The organism is Janthinobacterium sp. PC23-8 (genome assembly GCF_002250505.1).
In the GTDB taxonomy this organism is placed as follows: Bacteria; Pseudomonadota; Gammaproteobacteria; order Burkholderiales; family Burkholderiaceae_D; genus Janthinobacterium.
The window spans coordinates 3,430,480-3,442,720 of sequence record NZ_NJGY01000001.1 but is presented as its reverse complement, the minus strand read 5'-3'; the positions used below and the strand labels follow the sequence as shown (position 1 = coordinate 3,442,720).

Sequence of the window (12,241 nt, the reverse complement as noted above, 5' to 3'; positions counted from 1 at the left end):
AGCTTCACATGGCCTCCGGGCCGGCATTGGCCGGAACCACGATTTCGGTAACGGAGGAATCGGGCGGTACATTCATCGCGCGCAGTGCGTTGGTGGCAATCGCGGCGAAAGCGGGAGCGGCGACCTGGCCACCGTAGTGATACAGGCCGGTCGGTTCATCGATCATCACGGCGATGATGAAGCGCGGCGCCGACATCGGCACCATGCCGACGAAAGAGCCGATGTATTTGCGCGGCATCGCATAGCGGCCGTTTTCCACCTTGTAGGCAGTACCGGTCTTGCCGCCCACGCGGTAGCCGGCAACTTGCGCCCGCTTGGCCGAACCATGCGGGCCCGACACCACCAGTTCGAGCATGGCGCGCATGTCGGCCGCCGTCTTCGGCTTGATCACCTGCTGGCCCACGGGCAGCTCGGTGACCTTCTGGAACGACAGCGGGATGGTGTCGCCGTCGCGCGCGAACATCATGTAGGCGCGCGCCAGCTGGATCAGCGAGACCGAGATGCCGTTGCCGTAGCTCATGGTCGCCTGTTCCACCGGGCGCCACGACTTATACGGACGCACGCGGCCGGCCACGGCACCGGGAAAACCCCATTTCGGCTGCTGGCCGAAGCCCACCTTGGTAAACATCTCCCACATTTCCTGCGCCGGCATGCCCAGCGCTATTTTTGAAGAGCCGATATTGGACGACATCTCGATCACCTGCGCCACGCTGATCACGCCGTGCGCGCTGGTGTCGGAAATCGTACGGTCGGCGATGGTATAGCGGCCCGCGCCCGTGTCGATCAGGGTGGTCGGCTTGACCCGGCCGGTGTCGAGCGCCAGCGCCACCGTGATCGGCTTGAGGGTCGAACCTGGCTCGAAGGTGTCGGTCATGACGCGGTTGCGCAGCTGCTGGCCGGTGAGTTTCCTGCGGTCGTTCGGATCGTAGCTCGGGTAGTTGGCCAGCGCCAGCACTTCGCCCGTGTGCACGTCGAGCACCACCACGCCGCCGGCCTTGGCATTGTATTTTTCCACCGCTTCCTTCAGCTGCGTGAACGCGATGTACTGAATCTTGCTGTCGACCGACAACGTCAGGTCCTTGCCGTCATGCGGCTCGTGGATGAAACCGATGTCTTCGACGATATGGCCCAGGCGGTCCTTGATCACGCGGCGGCTGCCGGTGGTGCCCACCAGTGTCTTTTGCTGCGCCAGTTCCATGCTTTCCTGGCCCACGTCTTCCACGTTGGTAAAGCCGACCACATGGGTCGTCACTTCGCCCTGCGGATAGAAGCGCTTGTATTCCTTGCGCTCGTCGATGCCGTCGATGCCCAGCTTGTTGATCTTGTCGGCCACGTCCATCTCGACCTGGCGTTTCAGGTAGACGAAGCTGCGGTCCGAATCGAGCTTCTTGCGCAGCTCGGTGACGTTCATGTCCAGCAGCGCCGCCAGCGCATTGATTTTTTCGGGTGGCGCCTGCAGCACGTCGTCGGGAATCGCCCAGATGGCTTTGACAGGCACGGACGAGGCCAGCACCTGGCCGTTGCGGTCGGTGATCTTGCCGCGCGTGGCGGGCAGTTCGAGCGTCTTCTCATAGCGCGCCGCGCCCTGCTTTTGCAGGAACTGGGTCGACACGCCCTGCAGCCACATGGCGCGCGCGCCCAGGCCAACAAAGGCAAAAAACAGCACGAACAGCACCACGCGCGAACGCCACACCGGCAGGCGCACGGCCAGTACCGGGTTTTTCGAGAAAGGCACGCCCTTCGAGGCCGCCACGCGCCCACCGTTGCCGTTGCCGCCCAGCTTCATGGCCCGCCCTCGGTCAGGTATTGCGTGCGCGCCGCCGTCAGCGGCGTCATGCTCAGGTCGCGCCGGGCGATCGCTTCGATACGCTCATGCTTGCCCAGCGTCGACTGGTCCAGCTGCAGCTGCGCCCAGTCGATGTCGAGCTGGCGCGACAACGCTTGCGCGCGCTCGAGGTCGATCAGCAGGTGGCGCGCCTGGTACTGGGCGTTGACCAGCGACAGGCCGCAGGCCACCAGCAGGGCCGACAACACGATACTGAGCTTGCCGGTCATCGCGCGCCGCCCCGATTGGAAACGGGCAGCGGCAAACGCTGGGCCACGCGCATCACGGCCGAGCGCGCACGGGGATTGCCCTCGATTTCGGCGTCCGACGGCTTCATCTTGACGATCAGTTTCATCTCCGGCTGCGGCAGGTCGACGGCGCGGATCGGCAGGCGGCGGTCGGGCTGCTCCACATTGGCCTTGGAGGCAAAGAAACGCTTGACCATGCGGTCTTCCAGCGAATGAAAACTGATCACGGCCATGCGCGCGCCGGGCGCCAGGCAGGCGTATGCCTGGTTCAGGCCAGTCTCGAGATCCTCGAGTTCCTTGTTAATGAAAATACGGATTGCCTGAAAGGTGCGGGTAGCGGGGTCCTTACCCTTCTCGCGTGTCTTGACGGCCCCTGCCACGATACCGGCAAGCTGTCGTGTGCTTGAAATTGCCTGCACTGCCCTGCCAGCAACAATCGCCTTTGCAATCTGAAAAGCAAACCGTTCTTCCCCATAATCGCGTATCACCTTCTCTAAATTCTGCTCGGTCTCCACCGCCAGCCAGTCGGCTGCGGAGATGCCGCGCGTGGTATCCATGCGCATGTCCAGCGGTCCGTCATTGCGGAAGCTGAAGCCGCGCGCCGCGTCGTCGACCTGGGGCGATGAAATGCCCAAGTCGAGCAGGATGCCGTCCACCTGCTGCACGCCACGCGCGGCCAGGCTGGCCGTCATGGTGGCGAAACTGTCGTGGACGATGTCAAAACGAGGATCAAGAATCTGTGTGGCAGTGGCGATCGCCTGCAAGTCCTTGTCGAAGCCGATCAGGCGCGCGTCGGGCGCCAGGCGCGACAGGATCAAACGGCTGTGGCCGCCACGACCAAACGTGCCATCGACATAAATGCCGTGTGCACGCGCGCCTGACAGGTCGAGTGCATCGACCGCCTCGTCCAGCAGCACCGTGCGATGCTGAAATTCCGGCACCGTGAGTAGTGTCATTACGGAGCCTTAGAAAGAAAAATTGGAGAGTACATCGGGAGTGCCGCCAGCGAGGGCCTGCTGTTCCTGTTCGGCCAGGGTGGCGGCATTCCATATTTCAAAGTGGCTGCCCATACCCATCAGCATCACTTCACGCGACAGGCCGGCGGCGCTGCGCAGTTCGGGCGAGATCAGCACGCGGCCCGCCGAGTCCAGCTCGACGTCGACGGCATTGCCGAGAAAGATGCGCTGCCAGGCGCGCGCCGACATCGGCCAGGCGGCAATCTGCTGGCGGTGGCTTTCCCATACGGAACGAGGGAAAAACAGCAGGCAGCCATCGGGGTGGCGTGTCAGGGTCATGCGGCCTTCGCATTGAATGGCGAGCGCGTCACGGTGCTTGGCGGGGATAGACATCCTGCCCTTGGCATCGAGACTGATAGCGGACGCGCCTTGAAACACGTAAGACCTTTTTGAGCTTGGGCTATGGCGACTTCGACGTCGCCTGGCGAGGGAAAATTTCCCACAAAAACACACTTTTTCACACAGTTGACCACTTTAGAGGAAGCCCCGAGGGTGGTCAAGCGGTTTCCGATTGGTAAAACTTGAATTTTATTAATGAAATTAAGGACTTAGCGCAGATCGTTGAAGAAGCCTCAAATCAAAATACATCGATAAATTAGATACTTATGACAGATAGTGAATGTGCTACCTCATCTGCCTACATGTATTTGCCTACCGTAAACATCGAAAATAACGAAATGAAAAAATTGGAATTTTTGCAGGTAATTGACGTACAACAATAGTTTCGCAATGCCAGCACTTAAAACAGCCCGAATCACGATAGTCTTGTTTTAGAGCAAAGTTTGTTCTTTTTTAGGCCACAAACAAGGATTTTCAGGGCCCGCAAGAGGGCGGGCCTGATATTTTGCATTGCAGCAATTAATTAAGAATAGACAATTTTAAATAAACAATCATCTTGTATTGTCTATACAACTTTATGCTGCCACTTACCTTGAATGCAACAAAAAAGCCTCCTTGCGGAGGCTCTCAAGCGCCTTCCGGCAAGCCGGAAGGCGTAAATTCAAGTGAAGCAGGCCGATAGGCCGGATTTTGTTACGGCGCCTTGCCTTGCGGATCGGCGCTATGACAGTCATTCCTCTAGGCGCCGGATTACTCCGGCGCTCAAGCTTTCTACCCGCACGCTCCGCGAGCAGCATCATCGCGTGCCTATTTGAAATTGCACCAGGTGGAGGTTACCGCGTTTCACCGTAACTTAATACGCTCGTCTCTGTGGCCCTGTTCCTCGCCTTATACTTTGCAGCTTTCAGCGGACGGCCGTTAACCGTCACCCCGCTCTATGGAGTCCGGACCTTCCTCCCGCCAGTGCGTTGCCGCACCAGCCAGCGACTGTCTGGCCTGCTTCACCCGCCATTGTACCGCGCCCCGGCCTGATTGCGCAAAAAGCCGTGGCGTGCGTCGGGCAATTGTGAAATTCGGTGTCGCCATTTCAAAAGCCGGCTGAAAACGGCTCACCTAAAATGGCGCAAGCTGCACGCTTGCCCGCTTTTTTCATCCCACTTGTTATAAAGAGCCGAACATGACGCAACCCTCCCGTACCGGCGGCCAGATCCTGGTCGACGCCCTGCAGATCCATGGCGTCGATACCGCCTTTGGCGTGCCTGGCGAAAGCTATCTCGATGTACTCGACGCCTTGCACGAATCGCGCATCCGCTTCATCATCAACCGCCAGGAAGGCGGCGCCGCCTTCATGGCCGAAGCCTATGGCAAGCTGACCGGCAAGCCCGGCATCTGCTTCGTCACGCGCGGCCCGGGCGCCACCAATGCCTCGATCGGCGTGCACACGGCTTATCAGGACTCGACCCCGCTGATCCTGTTCATCGGTCAGGTTGGCAATGATTTCGTCGACCGCGAAGCCTTCCAGGAAATCGACTACCGCCGCATGTATGGTCAGATGGCCAAATGGGTGGCGCAGATCGACCGCGCCGAGCGCATTCCCGAATACCTGGCGCGCGCCTTCCAGGTCGCCACCAGCGGCCGGCCCGGCCCGGTGGTCCTGGCCTTGCCGGAAGATATGCTGATCTCGCTGGCGACAGTGGCCGACACCCGCCCCTACCAGCCGGTGCAGGCATCCCCCTCGGCCAGCCAGCTCGACCGGCTGCGTACCATGCTGTCAGAAGCGAAGCGTCCGCTGCTGCTGCTGGGCGGCGCCACCTGGACGCCGCAGGCTTGCCTTGATCTGCAGCGCTTTGCCGAAGCCAATCACCTGCCGGTGGCCTGCGCCTTCCGCTTCCAGGACCTGCTCGACAATGCACACCCGCACTATATCGGCGACGTCGGCATCGGCATCAACCCGCAACTGGCGGCGCGCGTGAAACAGGCCGACCTGGTGATCGCGCTGGGGCCGCGCCTCGGCGAAATGACCACCGGCGGCTATACCCTGTTCGACGCCCCCGTGCCGCGCCAGCGCCTGGTGCATGTGCATGCCGACGCCGAAGAGCTGGGCAGCGTCTACCAGGCCGAACTGATGATCAACAGCGGCATGGCCCAGGTCTGCGCCATGCTGGCCGCGCTGGCGCCGGTCGATGCGGCAGCGTGGCAGGCCAGCGTGCCTGAGGCCAAGGCCGAGCTGGCCGCCTACCAGCAGCGTCCGCCGATTTTCCAGGATGGCCAGGCGCCGCTGGACTTGTGGCAAGTAACGCAGGACATCATGGCGCAGGCGCCGCGCGACACCATCATCACGAATGGCGCCGGCAACTATGCCTCATGGGCACACCGTTTCTACCGCTATGGCGGCCTGCGCACGCAACTGGCGCCGACCAATGGCGCCATGGGCTATGGCGTGCCGGCAGGGATTGCCGCCAAAATCGTGCAGCCGCAGCGCACCGTGATCACCTTTGCCGGCGACGGCGACTACCTGATGAATGGCCAGGAACTGGCCACGGCCGTGCAATACGGCGCCGGCGTGGTGATCATCGTCTTCAACAACCAGATGTTTGGCACCATCCGCATGCACCAGGAACGCGACTACCCGGGCCGGGTCTCGGGCACCACCTTGCACAACCCGGATTTTGCGGCGCTGGCGCAAGCCTATGGCGCGCATGGCGAAGTGGTCAATACCACGCAGGAGTTCGCCCCTGCCTTGCGGCGCTCGCTGGCGCACGCGGCCGGCAAGCAACTGCCGGCCCTGATCGAGCTGCGCTATGACGGCAACCTGATCACGCCGAACGCGACCCTGGAGACCATCCGCGCCCAGGCTGAAAAAGCGAAACGGTAAGGGCCGGGATCAAGCCACCGGCATTTCCGCGTTGCCCGGCGGTGCTGCAGGCTGGGACGGCGCCGCCGGTTCTTCCGGCGCCTGCTTGCTGGCAGGACACGGCGTGCAGTTTTTCAGCGGGCGGCCAAAGTCGGTGATACGCGACAGCTTCATGGGCATGCGCACATTGCCGCCACAATAATCGCCCTCCAGGGTCAGCGTCTTGCCATCCCTGGAAAACTTGCCGACGATGGTGCGCTCTTCGTTGTCGGCGCCGGCGATGGTGAAATCGAAGGCGCCGGTGGCGTCATCCAGATTCACGTCATTGGCGACGATGGGCCAGCTCAGCGAGCCGGCCGTGAATTCATAGATGACCGTATCGGCCTCGGCAAAACGATGCAGGGTGACGCGCTGCCCGCCGATTTCGCCGCTGTCCTTCTGCAGGCACAGGTCGGAATACACGGCCACGCCATAACGCGCCAGCCCGCCTGGCGTCTTGTTTTTCGTGACAGCCAGCGCGGCGCCGGCGGCGCCGGCCAGCGTCAGGGCCAGCAGCAAGGCGCCCAGGCGCGGCGATTTTCTCTGGTACATGGCGATTCCCCCTACTTTATTAACAGCAATATTGTAACTGATGCCGCAGATGCAAAAACGCGCCGCCAGACCAGGGTCTGACGGCGCGTTTTTCGCGGCAGGCATCCGAAAAGGATGCCTTGTGCAGCACTACGCTTGCGCGTAGTTCAGCTTAGAACGAGTGACGAACGCCAACGTTGAAAGCTTTATCGCCGGTACCAACATTGCTGTTGTTGCCAACGGTGTAGCCTGCGCTGTTTTTGTTCGAAATCTTGGCGTACGAAGCGTAGGTGCTGGTACGCTTCGACAGAGCGTACGAGTAGCCCAGTGCGAACTGGTTCGCATCGGCGTTCGCGGCGTTCTTGTCGTTCACGTGGATGAACGAAGCCATCACGGTGCCAGCCGGACCCACTGGCACGGTCGCGCCGATCAGGGCGGTGGTGCTGTCGGTGCTGAAGTTTGCCGAGTTGTAGCTGAAAGCATTGGTGTTGGTGTTGTTCGGACCAGCATTGTTGCGGATGGCGCTGTTATCACCTTTGTTCACGCCGTATGCAACGTAAGCTTTCGCCACGGCGAAATCGTAGTTAGCAGCAGCCAACCAGTTGCGGCCGCTGCCGGTTTCTTTGGTTGCGGTGTCGTTGGAGGTGTTGTTGTAAGCCAGGCGGGCGTTCAGAGGACCGTTCGAGTAGCCAACCGATGCGCCAATTTTGCGGCCGATACGGTTCGAAGCAGCGTTTTCGCCGAAGGTGTAAGCGACGTCGCCGTCGAAGCCGTTGTAGCTAGGCGAGGTGTACAGCACGGTGTTGCTGGTGCGGGTGTTCGCTGGGAACAGGTTTTTTGCGGAGCCAGCGTAACCAGCTGCGAATGGATCAGCAACTTTCGACAGGGTGTTGTACCAAGGCGTGTATTGACGACCCAGGGTCAGGGTGCCGGTGGTTTTGCTGCTCAGGCCTACATAGGCTTGACGGCCAAACAGAGCTTCGCCGGTACCTTGCGCGCCGCTGTCAACGTTGAAGCCCGATTCCAGCAGGAACAGTGCCGACAGGCCGCTGCCCAGATCTTCGGTGCCTTTGAAGCCCAGACGCGAAGCCGAAGCAATGCCGCTGTCCAGTTTGTTAACGTTGCCGTTAACGCCGCCGCGCTCGCTGACGAAACCAGCGTCAACGGTACCGTAGATGACGACGCTCGATTGAGCTTGGGCTACGCCGGTGGCTGCTGCCAGGACTGCCAGGGTGATCAGAGTTTTTTTCATTGCATGTTTCCTTTAATTTTTTGAAGCAAAAAGTAATACAGCCTATGCATCTCGAGCTGCGCTCTAGCAGAGCGCTTTTTATGAGTGAGGGCAAGGTCTCCACCTGCCACTGCTGTTCCGGTCAGGGGAACAGTCATATTGGACTCGGCACGCTATTGCGCCGATTAGCTTGAAGGCTGCATAAGACCGTATTTCGTGCGCCAGTTCTGGTGCTCAAGCGGCACCGGAAGCGGCACTATAACGACCGTTGCGCATTCCATCAAGTTCCAACATGTTACTTCCGGTACCAGGCCAGGGGCCTACGCGGCGTCCCGACCATCGCCAACCGTACTATGCGACAGAGCCACCGCCCCTTGCCAATCAATGCATTGGCCTGATTGACCATTTCATCATAGCGCATGCCTCTCTGGAACCCGTTGTATTAGCGCAACAGTAGCAAACGCATGATTAAACCATCAACATGCTTCAGCCATCACCACCGTTACATACTTACGCGACAATGCGGACAATTTGTAAGGTGATAATGGATGAACGGGACGAAGCATACACCGCCCAGTGAAAGTCTGCTGGCGAGCGCCCGAAAGTGGACAAAATGGCGCGTCATTTTGGTGCATGGACGCATGTTTGAGGGGCGTAGCGCGAATTGTCGCGCTCGCTTACAAAACTGAAAAACCAGCCAGACAGACAAGTAAATTGCTGACCCTTGGGTAACTTAAATTAAGTTACTGAAAACATTTACAGTCCTTGACGATGCTGTGGTAAGCAAAATAAAGGCGAAGATGACACCTGCTTTTGCTTGCAAAGTTCAACACTATTGAAACAATTTCTTACAATGTTAATTCCTGAATATTTCATGATCACCGTTGCCTAAAAACGACAATTTGACGTAAATCAACTGCTTTCCTGTTCTGGTCAGCAATATTATCTTTTTCTTTTCAAAAATTTCCCGATCAATCGGCGCCATTCGGGGATGCAGGCGCCCCGTTCAAAGCCAGCCACTTCCCTGATCAGCCAGAAACAGGCGCGGCAGGGCGGCAGCTGCGCCAGGCGCGCTTGCTGAACGTATATGCGGCATGCTGCGCAAGCTCAATCGAAACGCGGAACACATAGATAGACGCGGCTGGACAGCGCCGGCGGGCCTGCCCTGGCAGCCCAGTCATGGCCGTGGCGAGGCGTCGCGCAGCAAGGCGCCGCGCAGCTTCGGCGCGGTGGACGCCGGCGACAGCCAGATGGCAAAAAAGGCGCGCGCAAAATCACCGTCCGGCACATCGGCCAGCACTTTGCCATCCAGATAAAAGCGCAGGCCTGGCGCGACGCCGGCGCGCCAGGCGGCGGCGATGCGCTGGCCCTCTTTCACATCCGGGAAGATGCGTCGCATCAGATCCAGCCAGGCCAGGCGCTGCTGCGGCGTGCCGGCGCCGATCTTTTGCATCTGCTCCACGCTCGCCTCGGCGATGCTGCCGCCATCGAGGCTACGCGCATAGCGCAGTTCCAGCACGAAGGGCGCCGTCGCCGGCATCGCCTCCTGGTAACCGAGCGGCCCTACCCACAGCCAGGCCTGGTAGATGCGCATGCCGAACCAGCTGAACTCGCCTTCGCCAGCCAGGCGCGCCTCGGGCACGTCGACGCTGACAAAAGCCGGCGGCGTGGCCGCAGAGAGGGGCGCGGCTGCGGCGAACAGGCTTAGCGACAACAGAAACAGGGCAAGCAGGCGGCGCATGGTCCATCCTTTATCAAGGCAATTCAACAGATCGGCGTGGTGGGCCCGGTAGGCCACTCCTCATTTGTCCTGGACAAATAAACAGCGAGAGTAGTCTCAATTAAATACTTATGCATGTCAATCACTGCTACCGGGTTCGCAAACGTCTGCGCACGCCATCTTGAATCGGATTGACGCGTTTGGCCGCAGCTGGCGGACGGCGTAAAATGGTCAGATATTCTTCCAGGCATCAAGCAAGCCCACCCGTATGGATACAGACCAGCACAGCATGCCAGCCGCCGCCGTTTACAGCATCAGCGATGTCGAGCGCGATACGGGCGTGGCCAAGGAAACGCTGCGCGTGTGGGAGCGCCGCTACGCCTTTCCGCAGCCGCAGCGCGATATCCATGGCGAACGCAGCTATTCCACGGAGCAGGTGCAAAAACTGCGCATGGTGAAACGCCTGCTGGACATGGGCTTTCGGCCGGGCAAAATCATGCAGCACAGCACCTCACAATTGCGCGAACTGGCCGGCGCCGGCATGGCCGCGGCGCAACCGGCGCAACCGCAACTGGAACACTATCTGGCCCTGTGCCGCGGCCACCAGATGACCGAACTGGGCGCCGCGCTGCGCCAGGCGCTGGCCGTGCTGGGCCTGAGAAACTTCACCATCGACGTAATCGCACCGCTGACCAGCCTGGTCGGTGCAGCCTGGGCCTGCGGCGACCTGGCCATCCATGAAGAGCATGTCTACAGCGAAACCATACAGACGGTGATGCGTCACGCCATTTTTTCCATGCCGCAGAAAAGCCTGCCCAGCACTCGCACCCCGCGCATCGTGCTCACCACCCTGCCCAACGAGCGCCATGGGCTGGGCCTGTTGATGGCCGAAGCGCTGTGCGTGGCGGCCGGCGCCGATTGTCTGTCGCTGGGCGTGGAAACGCCGCTGACCGATATCGCCGCCGCAGCGCGCGTGCAGCGGGCCGATATCGTGGCGCTGTCGGTGTCCGGCGCCAGCAAGGAAAAGCAGACGCGCGACAGCCTGCGGCAATTGCAGGCCAGCCTGCCGCTACAGGTGGAATTGTGGGCCGGCGGGCACAGCCCGGTCCTGTACAAACGTCCGCCCGATTTCCTGCATGTACTGGACTTGCAGCAGGTGGAACAGACGATAGACGACTGGCGCCGGCGCCATCAGGGCGCGTTGCCGGCGGCCCACTGAGCTTGCCGGGCGCCGCGCGATCGGCGCTGCCGCGCGCCATGTTGCCAATCCGTGAAGCGACGGACACGCTCTGGTAAAATAGGCCGATCCATAGCGTCCGGCGCCGCCGGGCCAAGCGCAAGCACCCGCCAACACATACCCATGTTTAGTTTCTTCAAGAAAAAACCTGCCGTCCCCGAGGCCGCGCCTGTCAGCGTCGAGCCGGTCATCCCTGCCGCAGCAATTGCGCCGACCGCGCCGCCCCCCCGGACTGGCGCCCTCTCCGGCGCGCCGGCCGAACTGGTGCCGGTGATCGTGGCCGCCGAGCCGGAAAAGAAATCGTGGATGACCCGCCTCAAGGCCGGCCTGTCGAAAACCTCGAACACCCTGTCGGTACTGTTTGTCGGCGCCAGGATCGATGACGCCCTGTATGAAGAGCTCGAAGCGGCGCTGCTGATGTCCGACGCCGGCATCGACGCCACCGACTACCTGCTCACGGCGCTGAAGAAAAAGGTCAAGGAAGACAAGCTGCTCGACGCCGCCGCCGTCAAGGCCGCCTTGAAAGTGCTGCTGATCGAACTGTTGAGCCCGCTGGAAAAACGTTTCGAGCTGGGCCGCCACAAGCCGCTGGTGATGATGATTTCGGGCGTCAACGGCGCCGGCAAGACCACCACCATCGGCAAGCTGGCCAAGCACATGCAGTCGAACAGGCAATCGGTGCTGCTGGCCGCCGGCGACACGTTCCGCGCCGCCGCGCGCGAGCAGCTGATGGTCTGGGGCGAGCGCAACAATATTACCGTGATCTCGCAGGAATCGGGCGATCCGGCGGCCGTCGCCTACGACTCGGTGCAATCGGCCAAGGCGCGCGCAATCGACGTGGTGATGGTCGACACGGCGGGCCGCCTGCCGACGCAGTTGCACCTGATGGAAGAGCTGAAAAAAATCAAGCGCGTGATCGGCAAGGGCATGGAAGGCGCTCCGCACGAAATCTTGCTGGTGATCGACGGCAATACGGGACAAAATGCGCTGACGCAAGTGAAGGCATTCGACGACGCGCTGCAGCTGAGCGGCCTGGTGATCACCAAACTCGACGGCACCGCCAAGGGTGGCGTGCTGGCGGCCATCGCCCGCGTACGCCCGGTACCCGTGTATTTCATCGGCATCGGTGAAAAGATTGAAGACTTGCAGCCCTTCGTGGCTGCCGAATTTGTCGAAGCCTTGCTCGGATAAGCCACCCACC

The 12,241-nt window shown here is 60.8% G+C and carries 10 protein-coding genes and 1 other RNA gene; 3 read left to right on the top strand and 8 right to left on the bottom strand.

Annotation, left to right across the window (positions count from 1 at the left end; all coding sequences use genetic code 11):
* Positions 1-4: 4 nt before the first annotated feature.
* From CD932_RS14910 to rnpB, 5 genes are all read right to left on the bottom strand, one after another.
* Complete coding sequence (locus tag CD932_RS14910) at positions 5-1,786, bottom strand: penicillin-binding protein 2 (RefSeq protein ID WP_094443315.1); 1,782 nt, start codon at positions 1,784-1,786, stop codon at positions 5-7.
* Positions 1,783-2,055, bottom strand: coding sequence for a cell division protein FtsL (gene ftsL, locus CD932_RS14905; protein WP_094443314.1), 273 nt, complete (start codon positions 2,053-2,055; stop codon positions 1,783-1,785). Before ftsL ends, CD932_RS14910 begins: the two co-directional genes overlap by 4 nt.
* Positions 2,052-3,029 carry a 16S rRNA (cytosine(1402)-N(4))-methyltransferase RsmH gene (rsmH, locus tag CD932_RS14900; RefSeq protein ID WP_094443313.1) on the bottom strand — a complete coding sequence of 326 codons (978 nt, stop codon included), beginning with the start codon at positions 3,027-3,029 and terminating at the stop codon, positions 2,052-2,054. Before rsmH ends, ftsL begins: the two co-directional genes overlap by 4 nt.
* A 9-nt stretch (positions 3,030-3,038) precedes the next feature.
* Positions 3,039-3,467 (bottom strand): division/cell wall cluster transcriptional repressor MraZ, encoded by a 429-nt coding sequence (gene mraZ, locus CD932_RS14895; protein WP_094443312.1) that lies wholly within the window; start codon positions 3,465-3,467, stop codon positions 3,039-3,041.
* Between the two features lie 624 nt (positions 3,468-4,091).
* Positions 4,092-4,431: RNase P RNA component class A (gene rnpB / locus CD932_RS14890), an RNA gene on the bottom strand.
* A gap of 174 nt (positions 4,432-4,605) precedes the next feature.
* On the opposite strand from rnpB, the gene CD932_RS14885 reads away from it, so the two are divergent.
* Positions 4,606-6,303 (top strand): thiamine pyrophosphate-binding protein, encoded by a 1,698-nt coding sequence (locus CD932_RS14885; protein ID WP_094443311.1) that lies wholly within the window; start codon positions 4,606-4,608, stop codon positions 6,301-6,303.
* 9 nt (positions 6,304-6,312) lie between these two features.
* Here the strand turns inward: CD932_RS14885 and CD932_RS14880 are convergent, their stop codons facing one another.
* The 3 genes from CD932_RS14880 to CD932_RS14870 all read right to left on the bottom strand — a co-directional run bounded on the left by CD932_RS14880 (position 6,313) and on the right by CD932_RS14870 (position 9,824).
* Positions 6,313-6,873 carry a hypothetical protein gene (locus CD932_RS14880; protein WP_094443310.1) on the bottom strand — a complete coding sequence of 187 codons (561 nt, stop codon included), beginning with the start codon at positions 6,871-6,873 and terminating at the stop codon, positions 6,313-6,315.
* A gap of 151 nt (positions 6,874-7,024) precedes the next feature.
* Positions 7,025-8,104 carry a porin gene (locus CD932_RS14875; protein ID WP_094443309.1) on the bottom strand — a complete coding sequence of 360 codons (1,080 nt, stop codon included), beginning with the start codon at positions 8,102-8,104 and terminating at the stop codon, positions 7,025-7,027.
* Positions 8,105-9,260: 1,156 nt separating this feature from the next.
* Positions 9,261-9,824, bottom strand: coding sequence for a chalcone isomerase family protein (locus tag CD932_RS14870; protein WP_094443308.1), 564 nt, complete (start codon positions 9,822-9,824; stop codon positions 9,261-9,263).
* A gap of 247 nt (positions 9,825-10,071) precedes the next feature.
* On the opposite strand from CD932_RS14870, the gene CD932_RS14865 reads away from it, so the two are divergent.
* The gene (locus CD932_RS14865; protein WP_254926587.1) at positions 10,072-11,022 is read left to right on the top strand and encodes a MerR family transcriptional regulator; all 951 of its coding nucleotides are present in this window, start codon (positions 10,072-10,074) and stop codon (positions 11,020-11,022) included.
* A 141-nt stretch (positions 11,023-11,163) separates the two neighbouring features.
* Complete coding sequence (gene ftsY / locus CD932_RS14860; protein ID WP_094443307.1) at positions 11,164-12,231, top strand: signal recognition particle-docking protein FtsY; 1,068 nt, start codon at positions 11,164-11,166, stop codon at positions 12,229-12,231.
* Positions 12,232-12,241: the final 10 nt, after the last annotated feature.